This is a genomic window from Streptomyces sp. NBC_00259, from assembly GCF_036181745.1.
GTDB lineage: Bacteria > Actinomycetota > Actinomycetes > Streptomycetales > Streptomycetaceae > Streptomyces > Streptomyces pratisoli.
On sequence record NZ_CP108080.1, the window covers coordinates 5,048,838 to 5,070,497 of the forward strand.

Sequence of the window (21,660 nt, forward strand, 5' to 3'; positions counted from 1 at the left end):
CGGCAAGTGCCATCGCGCGCCTCTTTCGTCCGGCCGACCGCGACTGTCGAGCGCGCCCGTCACTCGCGCAGTGCCAGTCCCGTCTTCGCTCCCGCCCCGCACAGCGGTACGACGGTGGTGCGGTCGTCCAGGCCGTGGGCGCCGATCGCCGCCCAGCAGGCGACGCCTGTGGGCTCGACGAAGAGGCCGCGGCCCGCGAGGTCCAGTTGTGCGGCCCGGATCTGGTCCTCCGTCACCGTGAGGATGGTGCCGCCGGTGGCGCGTACGGCGGTGAGGATCTGGCGGGCGCGCGGTGGGTTCGGGATCGCGATGCCCTCGGCGAGGGTGGGGGTGGTGGCCGCGGGGGCGAGGATGTCGTCCGCGCCGGCCCGGAAGGCGAAGGCGAGCGGGGCGACCGCCGACGCCTGTACGGCGATGAGGGCGGGACGCTCGGCGATCAGCCCGTGGGAGTGGAGCTCCTCGATGGCCAGAGAGGCGCCGAGCAGCAGCGTCCCGTTGCCGGCGGGCACGACGAGCGTCTCGGGAAGCCGGCCGCCGAGGTCCTCCCAGATCTCGTACACATAGGTCTTCGTGCCGTGCAGGAAGTACGGGTTGTAGACATGCGAGGCGTAGAAGACGCCGTCCTCGTCGGCGGCGGCGCGGGCTGCCAGTGCCGCCTCCTCGCGGCCGCCCGGCACGATGTCGAGACGGGCGCCGTGCGCCGAGATCTGTTCGACCTTCTTCTGCGAGGTCGTGGCGGGCACGTACACCGTGCAGTCCAGCCCGGCCCGGGCGCAGTACGCCGCGATCGAGGTGCCGGCGTTGCCGCTGCTGTCGGCGATGACGCGCCGCGGCTTCAGATGCCGGGCCAGTTCCGCGAGCATGACCGCGCCGCGGTCCTTGAAGGACAGGGTCGGCATCAGGAAGTCGAGCTTCGCGGTGACGGTCTCGGTGAGCGGCACGAGCGGGGTCCTGCCCTCGCCGAGCGAGACGGCCTGCGGGCCGCGCGAGGCGTCCGCGGCCGCGAGGGGGAGGGCCTCCTCGTAACGCCAGAGTGAATTGGTCCGTCCGGACAGGGAGTTGCGGGGGACGGGGCCGGCGGCGAAGTCGAGATCCCAGGGACCTCTGCATTGTGGACAGCACCAGGTGAGCGTCTCGACAGGGGACCGCACCTCGCACATCGCGCACTGATAGTCCGTCATGTGATCCACCATGGCAGTTGTGTGGCGCACGTGTTACGGGATGTCCCGGACTCTTGTGGGATTCCTATGGATCGGTCAATCTTTCGGACGGCAGCGGCACGGCAATCGCGCGGACATCCCCTCCGCGTCATTGTCATGCCCCTGTCGAAACCCCCACAGAATGCACCACCAATGAGGAGGATCCTCACATGTCCGTGATGCGTAATTCGCGGCGAAGACTGTCCGCGGCCAGCGCCATAGCCGTCGCCGCCCTGGCGCTCGGCGCCGCGTCCGCCCTTCCGGCCACCGCGGCCGAGTCCGCCCCGGTAGGCGTCATCCAGAACGCGGGCGCCCCCGGCGCCATCGCCGGCAGCTACATCGTCACCCTTGACGAATCGGCCGCCGACGCCGGCTCCAAGGCGGGCAAGGACCTCGCCGCGGAGTACGGAGCCAAGATCAAGAAGACGTACAACGCCGCTCTCAACGGATACGCCGTCGAACTGTCCGAGGCGCAGGCCAAGAAGTTCGCCGCGGACCCGGCCGTCGAGTCCGTCGTGCAGAACCGTGTCTTCACGATCTCCGGCACCCAGCCGAACCCGCCCTCCTGGGGCCTGGACCGCATCGACCAGAGGGCACTGCCCCTCAACCAGAGCTACACCTACCCCGACTCGGCCGGTGAGGGCGTCACCGCGTACGTCATCGACACCGGTGTACGGATCACCCACAGCGACTTCGGTGGCCGGGCCTCGTACGGCTACGACGCCATCGACAACGACAACACGGCGCAGGACGGCAACGGCCACGGCACGCACGTCGCCGCCACCGTCGCCGGATCCTCGTATGGTGTCGCCAAGAAGGCCAAGGTCGTCGGCGTCCGGGTGCTCAACAACGCCGGCTCCGGCACCACCGCGCAGGTCGTCGCGGGCATCGACTGGGTGACGCAGAACGCCGTCAAGCCGGCCGTCGCCAACATGAGCCTCGGCGGCGGCGTGGACACGGCGCTGGACACCGCCGTACGCAACTCCATCGCCTCCGGCGTCACCTACGCCATCGCGGCGGGCAACGACGGCGCCAACGCGTCCAGCACCTCGCCGGCCCGGGTGACCGAGGCCATCACGGTCGGCTCCACCACCAGCACCGACGCGCGCTCCAGCTTCTCCAACTACGGCAGCGTCCTGGACATCTTCGCCCCGGGCTCCTCCATCACCTCGGCCTGGAACACCAGCGACAGCGCCACCAACACCATCTCCGGCACGTCGATGGCCACCCCGCACGTCGCCGGTGCCGCCGCGCTCTACCTCGCGGACAACCGCACCGCGACCCCCGCACAGGTGTCCTCGGCCCTGACCACCGCCGCGACCCCGAACGTCGTCGGCAACCCCGGCTCCGGCTCGCCCAACCGGCTCCTTTACGTCGGCGGCGGCTCGACCACGCCGCCCGGACCGAGGTTCGAGAACACCGCCGACTTCGCGATCAACGACAACACCACCGTGGAGTCGCCCGTCACCGTCAGCGGTGTCACCGGCAGTGCCCCGGCCGCCCTGCAGGTGCCCGTGAGCATCGTTCACACCTACATCGGTGACCTCCAGGTCCAGCTCGTCGCCCCGGACGGCACCGCGTACACGCTGAAGTCCTACGGCACGGGCGGCAGCTCCGACAACATCAACACCACGTACACGGTGAACGCCTCTTCGGAGACCGCGAACGGTACGTGGAAGCTGCGCGTGAGCGACAACGCCAACTACGACACCGGCAGGATCGACTCCTGGGCGCTGCAGTTCTGAGGCCTCGTACGCCCATGAGTCGGGCACCTGACGAGCAGTGACAACGAGGGGCGGTCGCGCCGAGCGGCCGCCCCTTCCTCATGCGTCGAGCAATCCGTACATCACGGCGAGCGGAAGCACGGGATTCGCCGCACCGTCCCCAGCCAGTTCCTCGTCGTCGAGCAGGGCGAGCAGCCGCCGCGGCGGAAGCCGGGGGTGACGCGCCGCGGCTGCCCGTACGCCCGGGTCCGGATCGCGGGTGAGCGCATCCGCACACGCCGGCTGCAGCTCCGGATCGAGAGTGGCGAGCCGGCGCACCGAGGGGTCCTCCGCGTCGGCGAAACGGGCGGCGAGCCCGGTGACCGGAAAGCCGGGCCGCGTCGTCAGACGGTCACGTTCCCGCCCCGTGTACTCCAGATGGCAACGCAGCAGCAGTTCCGGCGGCGGGGCGGGGTGGTTCTGGGCCAGCAGCACCCGTACGCCGAGGTCGTCGTCCTCCGCGAGGAGTGCGACCAGAGCGGCGGGGAGTGCCGGGTCGGTGGCGGCGTGGCGGCGCAGGAGCGGGTGCGCGGAGTTCGCTCGCGACGTGGTCACCGCGGGGTCGCGCGGGGGACGGGTGTGGTGCGGAATGGGCAAGAAGTCCTCGTCCTGGTCCACGACGTAGTCGATCGCGGCGCGCTCGGCCTCGGTCAGCTCGGGGCGTACGGAGACGGCGGTCCGTACGCCGGGGTCGCGGTCGTGGGCCAGGAGTTCCACCACCTCCCGCGCGAGGACGGCACGGCCGGCGACCTCCAGTCGGACCCCGGTGTCCGGTGACGCGGCCATCAGCGCGACGACATCGGGCGGGGTGCTGTGGTTGTGGGCGAGCACCCAGTGGTCTTCCTCGTCGGTGCCGTGCAGGAGGGAGTCGACGACCGCCCGGGTGAGGGGGCGGTTCACCAGGATGTGGCTGCGGGCGTGCGAATTGTGCGGGGGCAAACGGTTCAGCTGCCGCTCGTTCTCCTCCGCGTCCTCCTCCCGCATCCGCCGCTCGAACGCCGCGCGGACGGCCGGGTGGGGATCGGCCGGCAGGGCGGCGCGCCTCTCCTCCGACAGACCGGCCCACATCTGCACCGCGGTCGACCGGATCGACGCCATCGGATGGGCCGCGTGACCGAGAAGGGTGCGGTAAGGCACCTGTCGGGACGTGATGAGCTGCCCCAGCTCCTCGTTCCCGTACGTCGTGTACATCCGGTCGACGACCCAGTCCGGAAGCGGCTGTGGAAGCCATTCATGCCCCGGCCCGCCGGCGAAATGGGCTCGTACGATCCATTCCGGATCGTCCACCAGCCGCCCGCGCACCTCACCGTCCACGTAGGGGTTGCGGACGAAATCCGCCCGGACCCGTGGCTCGGGATGGGTGACGATCGCGTCGACGACGGCGTCGGGGAAGTCTCGCCTCTGGCGGCACAGCGGGCTCCACGCCTCCTTGTGGCGAGATGTCAGCAGCCGTAGGAGGACGTCTGTGGGCGCGGCGGGGTTCACCGCGACGCCATGGAGCAAGGGCGCCGTCATGAGGCGGGCTCGCTGTCGAACTCCGGACACGGCGTCGGCTCGGCGACCCAGCCCGCCGACAGGACCAGGCGTGAGGTGCGGTGGACGGCCAGGAAGCCGAAAGGGCGGTCGAATTCGGCCTCGATGTACTTGGTCGTGTGACGCGGTGGCGGGCCGAGCCCGGCCGCCATGGCACCGATCGCGGTCACGGATGCCGCCTCGAAGCCCTCAGCGTCGAAGACGGCCGTCGCCGACTGCCGGGCGGAGGCGACGGCCAGCGGGGCGGCGCTCATCCGGGGGAAGTGTCCATGGCTGCCGTCCATGGCCGTCGACAGACCGAAGAGCGCGGGCCGGTGCAGCAGATCGTGGTCTGCCGACAGGCGAAAGGGACTGGTGAGGACGGCCAGTGTGGGATCGGGAGTACGGCTTCCGACCGTCCCGACGGTCAGACCGGGCCCCGGTCCGCCGAAGGGAAGGCGGTCTCCCGGGACGATCCGGTACGTACCCGTGAGCGTCCCGATGCCGGCCTGGAGGACGTCGCCGGGGGCCATGTCGGGGGCGCCCAGCAGCAGGTGGACATCGACGCCGGTGTCGCCGAGGACCTTGAGGACGGTCAGCGGGCCGTGGTCCGTCCCGGCCACGCCGATCCGGTCCAGCAGCGAGGTCGACCGGCACAGAGCGAGGAGTTCACGCCCTTGCCAGGGACCGGTTTCGGGAGTCATCCCGCTGTCCCGGAAGGGCCGAAGCCACTTCAGTCGCACGACCTGCGCGGCAGCCAGGACCAGAAGGACGGCGTCGTCGTCAAGGTCGATCGGCATCGAACGGATCAGTCCGTCCGTGTTCTCCGACGCCCAGGTGTCCAGCGTCCTGCGGTCGGAATCGGAGTCCCCGCTGAGCGAGCACGCTCAGGCAGTCCGCGGGCACTCCGGCCGTCCACTCCGGTCGCAAAGGCAGTACACGCCTGACCCACAGGCCGACGGCGGATCGTGAGCCGCGTACGGTCGCGAGCGCCGCGAGCAAACGCCGTGCGGCGTCGGCGGCGTGGTCGCCGCGCATGCCCACGGCGTCTTCGAGCTCGGCGCGGGCTGGGCCGTCCGCCGCGTCCGCCGGGAGGGCGAGAAGGGGCCAGACGCCGGTGGCCGAGAAGACCGTGTCGTCCGGTCCGGCGGTCGCCGCCCACCGGCTGGTGAGGCGGTTGACCGCACGTACGGAATCAGCTGTTGCTCGCATGGCGCCCCCCGTATGATCCGCTGATCGCCGATCCGCGCACATGTTCGCATGATCTCTGCTCATCCCCGCTGATCCCCACCGATTCTTCCGAGGAGCACGCACCCGTGGAACCGTCGTCGCAGGGCTGGACGCCTCCGGGCGCGTCCGGCCCGGCGCAGCCGCCTTCGCAGCCTTCGTCCTCGTCCCCACAGCCGTACCCGTATCCGTATCCGACACCCACGGGGTCGCCGACGGGGATGCCGGCAGGGATGCCGTATCCGGCCTACGGGATGCCTCCCCGCCCCGCGACCAACGGCTTCGCCGTCGCCTCCCTCATCACGGGAATCGTGTGCTGTCTGCCGCCGCTCGGGCTCGTCCTCGGACTGATCGCCCTTGCGCAGATCAAGAAGAAGGGGCAGGACGGGCGCGGGCTGGCGATCGCCGGGACCGCGCTCTCCGTCGTCAGCACGATCCTCATGACCGTCGCGTTCGCCACCGGCGGCGCCGCCGCGTTCTGGGACGGCCTCCGCGACGCCGCGGACGAGAGTGCCAGGTCGCGCTCCACGCTCGATCTGCGCACCGGGCAGTGCTTCGACACGCCCCATGGGGTCGAGGACGAGAAGGAAACCGCGTCCGTCGCGGTCGTCGACTGCGAGAAGCCGCACGACGGTGAGGTCTCCGGCGCCTTCCCGCTGCACAAGTTCGACAGGTGGCCGGGAGATCCGGCCATCGAGTCCGAGGCGGAGACCCGCTGCGAGGACATCAACAGCGCGTACGCGCTGGACCGGTGGGCCGTTCCAGAGGCGGCCGAGACGTACTACTACATGCCGACCAGGGACAGCTGGCGGCTCGGGGACCGGACCGTCGTCTGCACGTTCGCGGCCACCGAGGCGAAGCTGAAGTCCTCCGTCCGCAGTGACCGGACCACCCTGAACCCGGCGCAGCTCGCGTATCTGGAGAGCGAGCAGGCGATCGAAGAGACGCGGTGGGAGGAGCCGGAGGACCTCTTCGAGGACGATCCGGACGCCAACCGCGTCTGGGCCGCGCAGATGTCGTTGACGCTGGAGGAACAGGCCCGCGCGCTGCGTGCCGCGGACTGGCCCGCGGTCGCCCGGAAGGACGCCCTGGCGCGTGCGAAGGAGTACGACGCCGCCCGCAAGCACTACGACCGGGTGACCGGGGCGCTGGAGGAGGACGAGTTCTGGGAGGGCTGCGGCAAGGCCGAGGAGGCGTTCCGGCAGGAGACGGAGATCGCCGTTCGCTCCGCCCTCGGGCTCTCGACGAAGCCTCCCGCGGAGCCCGGGGACGAGGGAACCGGGGACCCGGACGCCGAGGAGACGCAGCCGGGCGAAGCCGTGTGACTGTGAGCGGGCCGCTGCGCCCGGCGGGGCTCCGGCATCCTCGCCGGGGCCCCGCCGGCCCGTCTTCCGACCGCTGACCGCCCGGATGCTCCGGCAGTCGCTCAGCGGCCCTTCAGGCCCTTGTCGATCGCCATGATCAGCTCCCCGTCCGGGGTGTCCCCGTCCAGGGACCAGAACATCGCGCCGCCGAGCCCGCGGTCGCGGATGTACGACGTCTTGGTCCGCAGCACATGGGGATCGTCGTACGTCCAGAGCGTGGTGCCGTCGAAGAGCCACGCGTGGCCGTTGTGCCGGTCGCGGTGAACGGTGTACGTGCCCGAAGCGGCGAGCTTCTTCAGGGCCTTGTAGTCCTCGTACCCGGCGGCCCAGGTGGCCGGTGCGGGTCCGCCCGCCGGCTGCCCGAGGCCGTCGCCGCCGCCGGTGACACCCGTCCAGCCCTGGCCGTAGAACGGCACGCCCAGCACCAGCTTGCGGGCGGGCGCGCCGCGCCGCAGCCAGTCCCGCACCGTCTGGTCGCCGCTGAAGTCGTCGCGGGCGAACAGCGCGGACTGCTGGGCGGTGGTCTTCTCGCCGGAGACGTGGAAGTCGTAGCCCTGGAGGGTCACGAAGTCCAGGTCGCGCATGATCTTTCGGACGTCGAAGCCGGCGTCGATCTTGGCGGGCGCGGCCGGGACGAAGGCCGTCAGCTCGTAGTGCTTGCGCTTCTTCAGCGTTCTGGCGTACGCGTCGAGCTGGGTGCGGAACTCCCGTACCAGCGCGGTGAAGTTCTGCTTGTCCTCGGGACGGAAGACGGTGTCGGTGTCGCCCTCGGAGCCGGGCCATTCCCAGTCGAGGTCGATGCCGTCGAAGAGCCCGGCCGCCGCTCCGGCGCCGCCGCGGGTGCCGTCCTCGGGCAGATTGCCCTTGATGTAGAGATCGAGGCAGGAGGCGACGAAGGCCTTGCGCGAGGCGGGGGTGCGGGCGGCGTCGGAGAAGTGGGTCGACCAGCTCCAGCCGCCGAGGGAGATCAGCACCTTGAGGCCGGGGTGCTTGGCCTTGAGCTCGCGCAGCTGGTTGAAGTTGCCGGCGAGCGGCTGCCCGTCCGTGTCGGCGACGCCGTCGACCGAACCGGCGGCGTCCAGCGGACGGACGTAGTCCGCCCAGGCGTCGGCCTCTCCCGGGACGTTGCCGGTGAAACACTTCCCGTCCGGACCGACGTTGCCGAAGGCGTAGTTGATGTGCGTGAGCTTGTCGGCCGTGCCGCTGGTGTCCAGATCCTTGACCTGGAAGTCGCGTCCGTAGACGCCCCATTGGGTGAAGTAGCCGACGCGTTTGTACGCGTGGTGGCCGCCGCCGTCCGCCGTGGCGGCCGGTGCGAGCGCGGCGGGAAGCGCCGCGAGGAGCGAGAGCGAGGTGGCGGCGATGGTCAGCCGGGCAAGGGTTCTTCGGCGCATGAGGCTCATTCCTGTGCGTGTGCCGGGCGAGTGACTGAGCGGGTGCCGGGACGTGTGCCGGAGGTCTTCCATGAGCGGTGCTTGCTGCCGTGCGTGGTACGGATAGGAAGGTATTGGTCTGGACCATTGTGGTCAAGGATTCGGTGAACGCCTGCACGAAGCGCGAGTCCATACCTGGGGTAACTGCCTGCGTAAAGAGCGGTCATCACTTCGGGTGAAACCCTGGCCCATGCTTGCGGCGCGCAACCGTCGGTTGCCACGCTGTAGCTGTCTGTCAACCTGTTGGGAGTGGCCAGTGACATTCGGTGAGCAGCCCGCCTATCTGCGCGTGGCGAGCGATCTTCGCCAGAAAATCGTCAATGGTTCGCTCCCGCCGCACACCCGCCTTCCCTCGCAGGCCAGGATCCGCGAGGAGTACGGCGTCTCGGACACCGTCGCGCTGGAGGCGCGGAAGGTGCTGATGGCGGAGGGCCTGGTCGAGGGCCGATCCGGCTCCGGGACGTATGTGCGCGAGCGGCCGGTGCCGCGGCGCATCGCCCGCTCGGGGTACCGCCCGCCGACCGGTGCCAATCCGTTCCGGCAGGAGCAGGCGTCGGAAGACGCCCGCGGCACCTGGGAGTCCAGCAGTCAGCAGGAGCCGGCGAGCGTGGCGATCGCCGGACGGCTGGGTGTCGCCCCCGGCGAGCGCGTGATGCGTACGCGGTACGTGTTCCGGGACGCCGGCGAGGCGATGATGCTCTCCACCTCCTGGGAGCCCCTCGTGATCACGGGACGGACCCCGGTGATGCTGCCCGAGGAGGGGCCGCTCGGCGGCTGCGGCGTCGTCGAGCGGATGGGCGCGATCGATGTCGTCGTGGACAACGTGGTGGAGGAGGTCGGCGCGCGGCCGGGTCTGGCGGAGGAGCTCCTGACCCTCGGTGGAGTCCCCGGCCATGTGGTCATGGTCATCCAGCGGACGTACTACGCGTCGGGGCGCGCGGTGGAGACGGCGGACGTCGTGGTCCCGGCCGATCGCTACCGCATCGCCTACCACCTTCCCGTACGGTGACGGCCGGGTCGCCGTGCCCTCGGGGGCGCCTGACGCACCGTCGGGCGCCCGGCGCGGTGACCGCTGGGCGGACAGTCCGTCCGCTTGTCGTGATCACGAGTTAACGCCCACCCCGGACCCGTAACGCGCGGGCAATCGCGTGCGGTGCCGAGTCGTCATGGCCCGCTTCTACTTTGCTCGTCCCTCCCGCAATCCGGTCGGACGACAGGAAGCCTCATGACGGACACGGTCAGTCGTGACACGCAGGCGGTGACACCGCCGCCAGAGCGCAGTTACGCGAAGCTCGCCGCCGACGAGAGCCGCGAGGACTACTCGCTGCGCTACGCCCCCCACTCGTTCCGGCGCTGGTCGCCCTCCATGGTCGCGGGCACCGCGCTCGGCGGGATCGCCTATCTGGCCGACTTCGCGATCGGCGCCTCGATCGTCTTCACCTACGGCTTCACCAGCGGTCTCGCCTCCATCCTCACCGCCGCGGTGATCATCTTTCTGACCGGCATCCCGATCGCCCGGGCCTGCGCCACCTACGGCCTGGACATGGACCTCGTCACGCGCGGCGCGGGCTTCGGCTACTTCGGCTCGACGCTGACCTCCCTCATCTACGCCTCCTTCACCTTCATCTTCTTCGCGCTCGAAGGCTCGATCATGGCGCAGGCCATGCACCAGGCGGTGGGACTGCCTCTGGAGATCGGCTATCTGGTCACCACGCTGATCGTCATCCCGATCGTCTTCAAGGGCATGGGCGCGCTGGCCAAGGTCCAGGCGTGGACCCAGCCGGTCTGGATCATCGGCCTGGTCCTGCCGTTCCTGGTGCTCGCCTTCGAAGCCCCCGACGCCTGGGGCGCGTTCGCGTCCTTCGGCGGCACGGAGGGGGCCGGCTCGGGCTTCTCGTGGATCGGCTTCGGGCTCGGCACGGGCGTCGCTCTCTCGCTGATCGCCCAGATCGGCGAACAGGCCGACTACCTACGCTTCATGCCGGCCAGGACGGAGCAGAACAAGCGGCGCTGGAATCTCGCGGTGCTGGCCGCCGGACCCGGCTGGGTGATCATCGGCGCGGCCAAACAGCTCGGCGGTGCCTTCCTCGCCTTCGTCGCGCTGGAGGCCGTCGGCAAGACACACGCCCTGGAGCCGATCGCTCCGCAGATCGAAGCGCTCAAGCCCTGGCTCGGATCGGTGGCCCTGCCCGCCGCGGCGCTCTTCGTGATCGTCTCCCAGATCAAGATCAATGTGACCAACGCCTACAGCGGCTCGCTCTCCTGGTCCAACTTCTTCTCACGGATCACCCACAGGCACCCCGGCCGGGTCTGGTACATCTTCCTCAACCTCGCCATCGCGCTGACGCTGATGGAGATGAACATGTTCGCCGCGCTCGGCAAGCTGCTGGGCTTCTACTCGAACGTGGGCATCGCCTGGATCGCCGCCGTGGCCGCCGACCTCGTCATCAACAAGCGGATCGGACTCAGCCCTCCGCACATCGAGTTCAAGCGCGCCTATCTCCACGCCGTCAACCCGGCCGGCTTCGGTGCGATGGTCATCGCCTCGACCGTCTCCATCCTGGCCTTCTTCGGGCTGTTCGGGGCGTACGCGGAGGCCTTCTCGACCTTCATCGCGGCCGGACTCGCCCTGCTGCTCTGCCCGTTGATCGCCTGGGCGACGAAGGGCAGGTACTACCTGGCCCGCCCGAATCCGGTATGGGGCTACACCCGGGCGGAAGGCTCCGGGGGAGGTGCTGACGCCGTCGGGGACATCACCGCCACCCACACCTGCGCCGTCTGCGAGACCGCGTACGAACTCCCCGACATCGCCGACTGCCCGGTCCGGTCGGGCCCCATCTGCTCGCTGTGCTGCTCGCTGGACGCCGAATGCGGCGATGTCTGCCGCAAGGATCCCTCGGCCTCCGTCCCGGTCCCCCTGCCGCTGCCGACGGTGCGTACGGACTGAACGCACCGTCCGATCCTGCCGGTCCCCCACAGGGCTCGTTCCCGGGAGGACCTCGGTCTCCGGCGGAGCCCGGACTCCGGTGAAGGGGGCGCACTCGGCCGTGTGCGCTCCCTTCGCCTGCCGCCCTCCTGGCCGGATCCGTCTCTCTTTGTGAAAACACGGATCCGCTGAGTAAAGGTCAGGCGTAAGCTCGGGCATATGCAGACTGCGGTTTCCTGGGGATCGTTAGAGATGTGCAGGCCGGCGGAGGGGGAGGCGCGATGAGCGACGGTGGCGGGGTGCTGCCCTGGCTGGTGATCCGCCAGGACGACAACGGCAATCGCTATCGCGTCGGAAGGTACGCCACACGGGACGAGGCGCAGACGGTCGCCGACGGCCTCGGTGACCGCGGCAACGAGCAGCTCTACTGGGTGGAGCACGTCGGACAGACCGCGCCGTCCTGACATGCTCCGGTCGCGGCCATCCGGGCGAACGCGCGGACGGCCGCGCGCGCGGAGCGCCCCGCCTCGCGGGTTACGCTCCGGCGCATGACAGATCGCGTGACCGCTCGGGTCGTGGTGGCCGGGGCGCTCTATGACCAGGGGCGCTTGCTCGCCGCGCGCCGCAGCGCACCACCCGAGTTCGCCGGCCGCTGGGAGCTGCCCGGCGGAAAGCTCGAACCCGGCGAGACCCCGGAGCAGGCCCTCGTTCGCGAACTGCGCGAGGAACTCGGCGTGGAGGTCGAGCCGATCGAGCGCGTCCCCGGCGAGTGGCCTCTTGGGCCCGGTTATGTGCTCCAGGTCTGGACTGCGCGGCTGATCTCCGGCCTGCCCCTTCCGCTGGAGGATCACGACGAGCTGCGCTGGCTGGCCGTCGACGAACTGGACTCGGTGGACTGGCTGCCCCAGGACCGCCCCGCCGTCGAGGAGGCGGTGCGCCGGTTGCCCCCGCATCACTCGGGAAGCGCACGCGGCTGACGCTCTACGCCGTTCGTGCCACCGTGCGCCCCTTCTGGAGATAGCCCGCCTTGATATCGGGTATGGGGTGGTTAACCGTCCCAAAGTGGACAGGTTCTGTGGCTGGTCTGGGAAGTGGTCGGCGTGATCGACACCGACGGCGCATGCGTCGAGTGGACCTTCCCTGCCGAGCCGGACGCCGTACGCTCCGCCCGTCATGCGGTCCGTGACGCCCTGCGCGGCTGGGGTCTGGACTCCGTGGTCGGTGATGTGACGGTGCTCCTGGTCAGCGAGCTGGTGACCAATTCCCTTCGGTACGCCTCCGGCCCCATCGGGGTCCGGCTGGTCCGGCCGACCGTCGACGGATCGGCTCCACCACGACTGCCCGCTCTGCTGGTGGAGGTCTCCGATCCGCTTCCGGAGCCACCGCACGAACGCCCCGCGGGACCCGATGACGAGGGTGGACGCGGACTGCAGCTGGTGGCATGCACCGCCCGGCGCTGGGGGACACGGCGCGGAAGAACGGGTAAGACCGTGTGGTTCGAGCTGCCCCTGCCGGGTTAGGAGTGTGGGGGGAGAACGATCATTACGTGCTCGGCTCAAAACGAACGAGACCGTGCTGTGATCGTGAACGCCGTGCCGCCAGGGCCCGTAGTGCTGAATACTGCGGGCATGGCCGGTCCGGTGCGGTGAGCTGGAGGGGACGGTCGCGTGAGCGAGATACCTGAGACGGCGAGCGGCGTGGTCTGGCAGAGCAGCCCGCCCGGCTCCATCTACGACTACATCAAAGTGGCGTCGTTCTCGATCGGCCCGGACGGGCTGGTCGACCAGTGGAGCCGACGTGCCGCCGAGCAGTTCGGTATCGAGGCCGACGAGGTCAGGGGCAAGGACCCGGTCGAGGTCTTCATCCCGGCCGATATGCGCACGCGAGGTCATCGCAAGGTCGCCGAGATCCTGGACGGCAAGGAGTGGACGGGCCTCGTGCCCTTCCGGCTGCCCGGAGAGGGCGGCGCACACGGGCTGGCCGAGGTCTATGTGATGCCGAGTGAGACGGAGCGCGGCGAGCGCGCCGCGCTCTGTATCGTCGTCGATGTCCGTGCCCTGCGACAGATCGAGACGGATCTTGCCGCGTCGCAGGCGATTTTCGGCCAATCTCCTTTTGGCTTCCTCCTGTTCGGAACCGACCTCACCGTGCTGCGCGCCAACCAGCGCTTCGCGACCGTCTTCGGGGGCGTGGCGGAGGACCACCGCGGACGCACCGTGCACGACTACCTGTCCCGGCCCGAGGCGGAGCGGATGACCGCCGCCCTTCAGCGCGTCCTGGAGACCGGGGAGTCCGTCACCGATCTGCAGCTCGTCGGCGTGGTCCCCGGCGGCACCGAACGCCGTCACTGGTCCATCAACCTCTACCGCGTGCACAGCGGGTCCGGCCGGCCGGTCGGGGTGGCAGGGCTCGGCACCGATGTCACCCGTCGCCAGATAGCCGCCCGAGAGGCGGCCAGCGCCCGCCGCAATCTCGCCCTGCTGAACGAGGCCAGCGCCCGGATCGGCAACTCCCTGGATCTGGAGACCACCGCCCGGGAACTCCTCGACGTCGCCGTCCCGGGCTTCTGCGACCTCGCCTCCGTCGACCTCTACCAGGGGCTGCTCACCGGAGACGAGGCCCCGCCCGGACACTGGGGCTCCGGGCGGTCCGAGGGCTACGGCGGCAGCGCCGAGCTGCGCCGGGTCGCCTTCGCCAGCACCGTCTCCGAGGACCTGCTCGGTGCCTCCGGCGCGGGGACGCCGGCCACTCCCCAGGTCGGCGCCGTCCACCGGTACCCCTTCAGCTCGGCCTGCGCCGACGCGCTGCGCACCGCGCGCGTCCGCGCCATCCCGGGCGAGGACGGCACCCTGCTCCAGTCCACCCTCGCCGTGCCGATGGTCGCCCACGACACCGTCGTCGGACTCGTCCAGTTCTCCCGGGCGAAGGGGAGCGAGCCCTTCGGGGAACGGGACCGGGCGCTCGCCATCGAGCTCGCCGCCCGCGCCGCGGTCTGCATCGACAACGCCCGTCTCTACCGCCGCGAGCACGAGCGCGCCCTGATCCTCCAGCGCAGCCTCCTGCCGCCCGGGGACCCGGAGGCCGCGGGCCTCGACATCGCCTGCCGCTATTTGCCGGGCAACACCGCCACCGAGGTGGGCGGTGACTGGTTCGACGTCATCGAACTCCCCGGACACCGCACCGCACTTGTCGTCGGCGACGTCATGGGCCGCGGCCTTCGGGCCGCCGTCGCCATGGGCGAACTGCGCACCGCAGTACGCACCCTGGCCCTGCTGGACCTGGAGCCGGCGGAGGTGCTCTCCGCGCTCGACGAGATCGCCCGCGGACTGGGCACCCCCAGCGGTGCCCAGCAGGCGTCCCGGGTCGCCCACAAGTCCCGCGGCCCCGAGCTCTCCGAGGTCTATCTGGCGACCTGCGTCTACGCCGTGTACGACCCGGTGACCAGACGCTGCACCTTCGCCAACGCCGGCCATCTGCCGCCCGTCCTCGTCGAGCCCGGCGAGGAGGCCCTGATGCTCGACGTGCCGCCCGGGATGCCGCTCGGAGTGGGCGGCGAGCCGTTCGAGGAGGTCCAGGTCGAGCTGCCGGAGGGCGCCCTGCTCGCCCTCTACACCGACGGGCTCGTCGAGTCCCGTGACCATCCCCTCGACGAGGGGCTCGGCGCCTTCCGCAGGGCACTCACCGAACCGGCCCCCGCTCCCGCCGAGGGCGGAACTCCCGCCCGCTCGCTCGAGGACGTCTGCGACCACGTCCTGGCCACCCTCGACACCCGGCACGGCGAGGACGACATCGCCCTGCTGATGGCCCGCATCCAGGGGCTGACGACCGAGGCCGTGGGGGACTGGCGGCTGCCCAGGGAACCCCGCTCCGTGGGCCGCGCCCGGGAGCTGGCCCGGGCCCAGCTGGTCGCCTGGGAACTCGATGCGCTCGTGGACACGGTCGAACTGCTCGTCAGCGAACTCGTCACCAACGCCCTGCGCTATGGCGAGGGCGAGATCCGGCTGCGGCTGCTGCGCGACCGCACCCTCGTCTGCGAGGTGTGGGACGCCGGCCTGGTCCAGCCTCGCCGGCGGCGGGCCAAGGACACCGACGAAGGCGGCCGCGGGCTCCAGTTGGTCGGTCTGCTGAGCGCGGCCTGGGGCTCGCGCCGCACCCACCGGGGCAAGACCGTCTGGTTCGAACTCGCCCTGCCCGACGGGGACTCGACGGCCGAGCCCAGTGTGGAGCAGCTGCTCAGCATGTTCTGACCGAGGCTCAGGCGCCCGCCCGCCACGAGCAGCTACGCGGCCTTCAGCGCGGCGAGCCGTGCCTCGATCTCCGCGCTGTCGCCCATCGCGTCCAGCTGCTCGAACTGGGCGTCCAGCGAGGAGGCCGCGAGCTCCTGCTTGCCCATCGCCTTCGCCTCCTCGCGGCGCACCTTGTCCTCGAAGCGGTTGAGCTCGCTCGTCGGGTCGAGCACATTGACGTTCTTGACCGCGTCCATCATCTGGTTCTGCGCCTGCGCCGACTTGGCCCGCGCCACCAGTTCGTCGCGCTTGGCCTGAAGCTCCGAGAGCTTCCCCTTCATCTGGTCGAGACCGGTCTTGAGCTTGTCCACGACCTCCGTCTGGGCGGCGATCGTCGGCTCGGCGGTCTTCGCCTCCCGCTCGGACTGCAGCTGCCGCTGCAGCGCCACCTTGGCGAGGCCGTCGAACCTGTCGGCGTCCGCGCTCTGCCCGGACCCTCTCAGCTCGTCCGCCTTCCTGCTCGCCGCCAGGGCCTTTCCGCCCCACTCCTCGGCCGCGCGCACGTCCTCCTGATGATCCTGCTCCATCAGGCGCAGATTGCCGATGATGCTCGCCACGGCCTGCTCGGCCTCCGAGATGTTGTTCGTGTAATCCCGGATGAGCTGGTCGAGCATCTTCTGCGGATCCTCGGCCTGGTCCAGGAGCGCGTTGATGTTGGCCTTCGCCAGCTGGGCGACACGGCCGACAATCGTCTGCTTGGTCATGGCACTTCTCCTTGCGTAGGAAGACAACCGCGTCAGAAACGGCCACCGCCGCCCAGGCGGCCACGCGTGCCCCCACCGCCGAAACTGCCCGGACCACCGCCGAAGCCACCGCCCCCATGACCCCCGCCCCCATGACCCCGCCCAAAGCCCCCGCCTCCTCCATATCCGCCTCCGCCGCCGAACAGGCCGCCGAGGATGATCCCGCCGAGCACGGCACCGCCGAGCCCGCCTCCTGCTCCTTGTACACCGCCCGGCCCGAACGGGTTCCGGTACGCACCCACCTCCTGCTCGGCGATGCTCTGCGCCTCCCGGGCCAGGGCGTCCGCCTGCTGCGCCTCGACCAGCGCGCCCTGCGCGTCGTCCGACTCCGCCAGCACCCCCGACCGTTCGAGCCGCCGCTGCGCCTCGGCGAGCCGGGTACGGGCCCGCGCCCCCACCGCGCCGCGGTGTGTGGTGATGAAGTCCGAAGCCGCCCCGACCGAGGAACGCGCCGTGAGAGTCGCCTGATCGAGCAGCGTGCGGGCCCGCCGTGTGCCCTCCTCGCGCTGGCGGGCGCCCGCCAGCGCCTCGTCCAGCGCCGCATCCGCCTCCTCGACCCGGCGCAGCGCGTCGATCGGGTCGTACGGGCCCGCCTCCGTCGCCTGTCGCACATCGGCGAGCACCGACTCGGCCCGGGCGATCCGGCCCTGGAGGTCGGCGGTCGAGACCCCCTCCGCCGTCCCCTTCAGCAGTCCGCGGGCATCGGCCAGGTCGGCCTCCGTCTCGGTGAGCGCGCCGGGCAGCTTCCCGGCCGCCTCCGCGAGTTCCTGGGCCCGCCGGTCCACGGCGTCGATCAGCCGCGCCGCCTGGTCGACCGCGCCCTCCGCGGCTCGGATGTGCACGGCCGCGGCCGCGTTGTCGCCGGCGCCGATCGCCTCCCGGGCCTGGTCCAGGGCGGTCGTCGTGAACAGCAACCGGTCCTTGGCCTGGTCGACGTCGCTCACGACGGGCGCGGCCGCCGACTCGGCGTACCGCTGCCGCATGACGGTGAGCGTGGCCTCCGCCGTGCCGACCCGACCGGTGAGCTCCTGGTGAGCGGACCCGGCCGTGGCCAGGGCCTGGGGCGCGTTCTGTTCCAGGGCGCGCAACTGGTCGAAGTCCTCCGACTCCTCGTCCAGGCGCCGATTGGCCTCCGCACACCGGGAGATGATCTCGTCCAGCATCCGCCGTCGGGTCGCGTCGTCCTCCGGAAAGGCGTCGTCGAGCGCCTGTCGCAGCCGGAAAGCGGCCGTCAGCTCGCTCTTGGCGTAGGCAACGGCCTCCGTGAAGGGCTTCGCGGCCTCGTCACCGAACTCCGCGGTGGCGAAGCCGAGTTCCTCCTGGCTGGTACGCAGGGCGTCGTCGGTCGCGACGAGTGTCCGCTTGGCCTGGGCGTCCAGCTCTGGCAGCGGGGTCGGCGCCGGCTCCGGCGTCTCCTCCGGCGTGCCCCAGCCCTGCCGGCCGCCGCCCGGAGTGGTCCGGTTCGCGGTCCGGCTCCTGCGCTTGCGATACGTGTACGCGGCGAGGGCGCCCGCTCCGCCGAGCACCGCCAGCGGCAGGACCAGGTCGGTGGCGGAGGCGCCGTCCCCGCCTCCGCCGCCGGGGTCGGCCGGGCCGGGAGTGATCACCGGCGTGGGCACGGGCTGCCCGCCGAGCACCGCGGCGTAGCCGTTGGCCGCCCCGATCGCGGCGCCGGCCCAGTCGTTCTGCCTGAGCGCGGGCTCGACGGCGGTTCGTGCGACCTCGTCGAGCTGGGTCTGGTTGAGCGGTGAGTCCGCGTCCGCGGAGTAGGCGTACTGGCGGTCGTGCGTCGCGACGGCGAGCAGGACGTCGTCCTGCCTCAGCCCGTTCTTCGCCGCCGTCTCGTCGGCCCAGCTCTGCGCAGGACGCCCGGAGAAGTCGCGTACATACACGACGAAGAGCTGGACGCGCCGTTCGTCGTACAGCCGGTCCAGGGCCTGCGCCACCTGGGGCTCCTGGGCGCCGAGCGCCCCGACACGGTCGGTGATCTGGCCCTGGCGCGACAGTTGCACCGGCTCCTCGGCGAGGGCGTTGCCGGCGGCGGGCACGATCAGCCACCACGCCGTCACCAGCACGGCGAGGAGAGCCCGGATGGCTATTCGTGTCACGTTTGGGAGGCTATGTCCGGCCTTCGGTCCGCGCGACCGGACGCCCGCCTGCCCAGATGCCCGACGGGCGGCGCGCCCTCACGAGCCGTGCGTCACGGTCCGTAGCCGTCACTGTCAGTGGCGTCACCTAGAGTCAGGACGCACATGGGAAGTGGCGCTGTAGGGGGGTGGACGTCGTGAGCGGGATCCGGGACGGGGCACGTGAGCGGGTACGTGGGCGCGTAGGCGCACCGAGGCAGGCATCGAACCGGCAGGGAGCGTCCGGGGCGGGGGACGGCCCTGGCCCGGGACCTGTACTGGCTGGACAGGGCCGAGCGCACGGCCCTGTCCACCCTTGTACCGGACCGCGTCGTCTAGTCCGCCGACCGCCGCCGGATCTTGCTGCCCAGCCACACCAGCGGGTCGTACTTCCGGTCCACCGCGCGCTCCTTGAGCGGGATCAGCGCGTTGTCCGTGATGTGGATGCCCTCGGGGCACACCTCGGTGCAGCACTTGGTGATGTTGCAGTAGCCGAGACCGTGCTCGTCCTGGGCCGTGCGCTTGCGGTCCAGACCGGCCTCGGCGGCCGCGTCCAGCGGGTGCATGTCCAGCTCGGCCACGCGCATCAGGAAGCGGGGCCCGGCGAAGGCCGGCTTGTTCTCCTCGTGGTCACGCACCACATGGCAGGTGTCCTGGCACAGGAAGCACTCGATGCACTTGCGGAACTCCTGCGAGCGGTCCACATCGACCTGCTGCATGCGGTACTCACCCGCCGCGACCCCCGGGGGCGGGACGAAAGCCGGGACTTCCCGGGCCTTGGCGTAGTTGAAGGTGACGTCCGTGACGAGATCACGCACCACCGGAAAGGCCCGCAGCGGGGTCACGGTGATGGTTTCGCTCCGGTCGAAGACCGACATCCGGGTCATGCACAGCAGCCGTGGACGGCCGTTGATCTCCGCGCTGCACGAGCCGCATTTGCCCGCCTTGCAGTTCCACCGCACCGCCAGATCGGGCGCCTGGGTGGCCTGCAGCCGGTGGATGATGTCGAGGACGACCTCACCGTCGTTGACCTCGACCGTGAAGTCCGTCAGGCCCCCGCCGTCCTGGTCTCCCCGCCAGACCCTGAACCGAGCGTCGTACGTGCTCATTCGTACAGCTCCTCTTCGGCGAGGTACTTGACCAGCTCCTCCTTCTCGAAGAGAGCGAGCAGGTCGTGGCGGATGGGTTCGGTGGTCTTGCGTGCGAGGTCGATCTGGCCGCGCACGGGGTCGGTCGGCGCGGGTCCGCCCGAGTCCCCGAGACCGAAGGCCAGGGCGCGGTCGGCGAGCCGGCACAGCAGATTGATGCGGCGCCACTCGCGTTCCATGGTGGGAAAGTCCTCGCGGGTGTGGCCGCCGCGGCTCTCGGTGCGCTCCAGGGCCGAGCGGGCGATGCACTCGCTGACCAGCAGCATGTTCCGCAGGTCGAGGGCGAGATGCCAGCCCGGGTTGAACTGCCGGTGGCCCTCGACTCCCGCCCGCCGGGCCCGGGCCCGGAGGTCGCCGAGCTTCTTCAGGGCCTGCGCCATCTCGGCCTCCCGCCGGATGATGCCGACCAGGTCGTTCATCGTCTGCTGGAGTTCCTGGTGCAGGGTGTACGGATTCTCCGGAGCCGCGCCGGGTTCGGGAGACTCCGCGCTGAACGGACGCAGTGCCTCCGCCGCGGCCGCGTCGATCTGGACCTCGTCGATGAGGGGCCGTTCACCGGCGAGCCCCGCGGAGTACTCGGCGGCGTGCAGACCGGCGCGCCGCCCGAAGACGAGCAGATCGGAGAGAGAGTTGCCGCCGAGCCGGTTGGAGCCGTGCATACCGCCGGCGACCTCGCCCGCGGCGAACAGGCCGGGGACGCCGACCGCGGAGGCGGTGTCCGAGTCGACCGCGATGCCACCCATCACGTAGTGGCAGGTCGGTCCGACCTCCATCGCCTCCGCCGTGATGTCCACGTCCGCCAGCTCCTTGAACTGGTGGTACATGGACGGCAGTCGGCGCTTGATCACCTCGGCCGGCATCCGGGTCGACACATCGAGGAACACCCCGCCGTGCGGCGAGCCCCGGCCGGCCTTCACCTCGGAGTTGATCGCCCGGGCGACCTCGTCACGGGGCAGCAGCTCGGGAGGACGCCGGTTGTTGTCCGGGTCCTCGTACCAGCGGTCGCCCTCCGCCTCCGTCTCGGCGTACTTCTCCTTGAAGACGTCCGGGATGTAGTCGAACATGAACCGCTTGCCGTCGGAGTTGCGCAGCACCCCTCCGTCGCCGCGCACCGACTCGGTGACGAGAATGCCCTTCACGGACGGCGGCCAGACCATGCCGGTCGGATGGAACTGCACGAACTCCATGTTGATCAGCGGTGCCCCGGCGAGCAGCGCCAGAGCGTGCCCGTCGCCCGTGTACTCCCAGGAGTTGGACGTCACCTTGAAGGACTTGCCGATGCCGCCGGTGGCGAGGACGACCGCGGGCGCCTCCAGGACGAAGAAGCGCCCGGACTCGCGCTCGTAGCAGAAGGCGCCAGAGACGCGGTCGCCGTCCTTGGAGCCCTGTTCCTTGAGGACACGGGTCACCGTGCACTCCTGGAAGACCTTCAGTCGTGCCTCGTAGTCGCCGAACTCGCGCTTGTCCTCCTGCTGCAGTGCGACGATCTTCTGCTGGAGGGTCCGGATCAGCTCCAGGCCCGTCCGGTCGCCGACGTGTGCCAGCCGCGGATACTCATGGCCGCCGAAGTTGCGCTGGGAGATCTTCCCGTCCTTGGTGCGGTCGAAGAGCGCACCCCAGGTCTCCAGTTCCCAGACCCGGTCGGGTGCCTCCTGGGCGTGCAGCTCCGCCATCCGCCACTGGTTGAGGAACTTCCCGCCGCGCATCGTGTCGCGGAAGTGGACCTGCCAGTTGTCGTGGGAGTTCACATTCGCCATGGAGGCGGCGATTCCGCCCTCGGCCATCACCGTGTGGGCCTTGCCGAAGAGCGACTTGCAGATCACGGCCGTACGGGCGCCCCGCTCACGCGCCTCGATGGCGGCCCGCAGTCCCGCGCCGCCCGCGCCCACGACGACAACATCCCACTGCTGCCGTTCGAGCTCAGTCATCTCTG

Annotated in this window: 16 protein-coding genes; 8 read left to right on the top strand and 8 right to left on the bottom strand. The window is 70.6% G+C overall.

The window, feature by feature from the left end; genetic code table 11:
* Positions 1-59: 59 nt before the first annotated feature.
* Entirely contained in the window at positions 60-1,181 is a 1,122-nt protein-coding gene (locus tag OG766_RS23010; protein WP_328726103.1) for a threonine synthase, read from the bottom strand.
* Between the two features lie 188 nt (positions 1,182-1,369).
* Between OG766_RS23010 and OG766_RS23015 the strand changes: the two genes are divergently transcribed.
* The gene (locus OG766_RS23015) at positions 1,370-2,944 is read left to right on the top strand and encodes a S8 family peptidase (protein WP_266382488.1); all 1,575 of its coding nucleotides are present in this window, start codon (positions 1,370-1,372) and stop codon (positions 2,942-2,944) included.
* Between the two features lie 78 nt (positions 2,945-3,022).
* Here OG766_RS23015 and OG766_RS23020 read toward each other — a convergent pair whose 3' ends face one another.
* Entirely contained in the window at positions 3,023-4,477 is a 1,455-nt protein-coding gene (locus OG766_RS23020) for a translation initiation factor 2 (RefSeq protein ID WP_328726104.1), read from the bottom strand.
* Positions 4,474-5,274, bottom strand: coding sequence for a serpin family protein (locus OG766_RS23025; protein WP_328726105.1), 801 nt, complete (start codon positions 5,272-5,274; stop codon positions 4,474-4,476). Before OG766_RS23025 ends, OG766_RS23020 begins: the two co-directional genes overlap by 4 nt.
* Positions 5,275-5,934: 660 nt before the next feature.
* Between OG766_RS23025 and OG766_RS23030 the strand changes: the two genes are divergently transcribed.
* A complete protein-coding gene (locus OG766_RS23030; protein ID WP_328726106.1) occupies positions 5,935-7,026 on the top strand; it encodes a DUF4190 domain-containing protein in 1,092 nt (363 codons plus the stop codon).
* A 101-nt stretch (positions 7,027-7,127) separates the two neighbouring features.
* On the opposite strand, the gene OG766_RS23035 is transcribed toward OG766_RS23030, so the two are convergent.
* A complete protein-coding gene (locus OG766_RS23035) occupies positions 7,128-8,459 on the bottom strand; it encodes a glycoside hydrolase family 18 protein (protein WP_328726107.1) in 1,332 nt (443 codons plus the stop codon).
* Between the two features lie 295 nt (positions 8,460-8,754).
* On the opposite strand from OG766_RS23035, the gene OG766_RS23040 reads away from it, so the two are divergent.
* The 6 genes from OG766_RS23040 (at position 8,755) to OG766_RS23065 (ending at position 15,671) form a co-directional block, all read left to right on the top strand.
* A complete protein-coding gene (locus tag OG766_RS23040; RefSeq protein WP_266382497.1) occupies positions 8,755-9,507 on the top strand; it encodes a GntR family transcriptional regulator in 753 nt (250 codons plus the stop codon).
* 216 nt (positions 9,508-9,723) lie between these two features.
* Complete coding sequence (locus OG766_RS23045; protein ID WP_328726108.1) at positions 9,724-11,445, top strand: purine-cytosine permease family protein; 1,722 nt, start codon at positions 9,724-9,726, stop codon at positions 11,443-11,445.
* A gap of 260 nt (positions 11,446-11,705) precedes the next feature.
* Positions 11,706-11,888: an SPOR domain-containing protein gene (locus OG766_RS23050; RefSeq protein ID WP_266382501.1), complete on the top strand. Its 183-nt coding sequence runs from the start codon at positions 11,706-11,708 to the stop codon at positions 11,886-11,888.
* Between the two features lie 84 nt (positions 11,889-11,972).
* Positions 11,973-12,401 (top strand): (deoxy)nucleoside triphosphate pyrophosphohydrolase, encoded by a 429-nt coding sequence (locus OG766_RS23055; RefSeq protein ID WP_266382502.1) that lies wholly within the window; start codon positions 11,973-11,975, stop codon positions 12,399-12,401.
* A gap of 114 nt (positions 12,402-12,515) precedes the next feature.
* Positions 12,516-12,944: an ATP-binding protein gene (locus tag OG766_RS23060; RefSeq protein WP_266382504.1), complete on the top strand. Its 429-nt coding sequence runs from the start codon at positions 12,516-12,518 to the stop codon at positions 12,942-12,944.
* 147 nt (positions 12,945-13,091) lie between these two features.
* Entirely contained in the window at positions 13,092-15,671 is a 2,580-nt protein-coding gene (locus OG766_RS23065) for a SpoIIE family protein phosphatase (RefSeq protein ID WP_266382506.1), read from the top strand.
* 32 nt (positions 15,672-15,703) lie between these two features.
* On the opposite strand, the gene OG766_RS23070 is transcribed toward OG766_RS23065, so the two are convergent.
* The 4 genes from OG766_RS23070 to OG766_RS23085 all read right to left on the bottom strand — a co-directional run bounded on the left by OG766_RS23070 (position 15,704) and on the right by OG766_RS23085 (position 21,655).
* Positions 15,704-16,414 carry a PspA/IM30 family protein gene (locus OG766_RS23070; RefSeq protein ID WP_328726109.1) on the bottom strand — a complete coding sequence of 237 codons (711 nt, stop codon included), beginning with the start codon at positions 16,412-16,414 and terminating at the stop codon, positions 15,704-15,706.
* A 32-nt stretch (positions 16,415-16,446) separates the two neighbouring features.
* Positions 16,447-18,561, bottom strand: coding sequence for a TPM domain-containing protein (locus OG766_RS23075; protein WP_328726110.1), 2,115 nt, complete (start codon positions 18,559-18,561; stop codon positions 16,447-16,449).
* Positions 18,562-18,914: 353 nt separating this feature from the next.
* Positions 18,915-19,688 carry a succinate dehydrogenase/fumarate reductase iron-sulfur subunit gene (locus OG766_RS23080; RefSeq protein WP_266382511.1) on the bottom strand — a complete coding sequence of 258 codons (774 nt, stop codon included), beginning with the start codon at positions 19,686-19,688 and terminating at the stop codon, positions 18,915-18,917.
* Positions 19,685-21,655 carry a fumarate reductase/succinate dehydrogenase flavoprotein subunit gene (locus tag OG766_RS23085; RefSeq protein WP_328726111.1) on the bottom strand — a complete coding sequence of 657 codons (1,971 nt, stop codon included), beginning with the start codon at positions 21,653-21,655 and terminating at the stop codon, positions 19,685-19,687. The genes OG766_RS23080 and OG766_RS23085 overlap by 4 nt, the downstream gene beginning before the upstream one ends.
* Positions 21,656-21,660: the final 5 nt, after the last annotated feature.

What these genes read in the sequence shown, in the direction of transcription:
- OG766_RS23010 (WP_328726103.1), bottom strand. Translation starts at nt 1,181, where the DNA reads ATGACGGACTATCAGTGCGCGATGTGCGAGGTGCGGTCCCCTGTCGAG.
- OG766_RS23015 (WP_266382488.1), top strand. Translation starts at nt 1,370, where the DNA reads ATGTCCGTGATGCGTAATTCGCGGCGAAGACTGTCCGCGGCCAGCGCC.
- OG766_RS23020 (WP_328726104.1), bottom strand. Translation starts at nt 4,477, where the DNA reads ATGACGGCGCCCTTGCTCCATGGCGTCGCGGTGAACCCCGCCGCGCCC.
- OG766_RS23025 (WP_328726105.1), bottom strand. Translation starts at nt 5,274, where the DNA reads ATGCCGATCGACCTTGACGACGACGCCGTCCTTCTGGTCCTGGCTGCC.
- OG766_RS23030 (WP_328726106.1), top strand. Translation starts at nt 5,935, where the DNA reads ATGCCGTATCCGGCCTACGGGATGCCTCCCCGCCCCGCGACCAACGGC.
- OG766_RS23035 (WP_328726107.1), bottom strand. Translation starts at nt 8,459, where the DNA reads ATGCGCCGAAGAACCCTTGCCCGGCTGACCATCGCCGCCACCTCGCTC.
- OG766_RS23045 (WP_328726108.1), top strand. Translation starts at nt 9,724, where the DNA reads ATGACGGACACGGTCAGTCGTGACACGCAGGCGGTGACACCGCCGCCA.
- OG766_RS23050 (WP_266382501.1), top strand. Translation starts at nt 11,706, where the DNA reads ATGAGCGACGGTGGCGGGGTGCTGCCCTGGCTGGTGATCCGCCAGGAC.
- OG766_RS23055 (WP_266382502.1), top strand. Translation starts at nt 11,973, where the DNA reads ATGACAGATCGCGTGACCGCTCGGGTCGTGGTGGCCGGGGCGCTCTAT.
- OG766_RS23070 (WP_328726109.1), bottom strand. Translation starts at nt 16,414, where the DNA reads ATGACCAAGCAGACGATTGTCGGCCGTGTCGCCCAGCTGGCGAAGGCC.
- OG766_RS23080 (WP_266382511.1), bottom strand. Translation starts at nt 19,688, where the DNA reads ATGAGCACGTACGACGCTCGGTTCAGGGTCTGGCGGGGAGACCAGGAC.
- OG766_RS23085 (WP_328726111.1), bottom strand. Translation starts at nt 21,655, where the DNA reads ATGACTGAGCTCGAACGGCAGCAGTGGGATGTTGTCGTCGTGGGCGCG.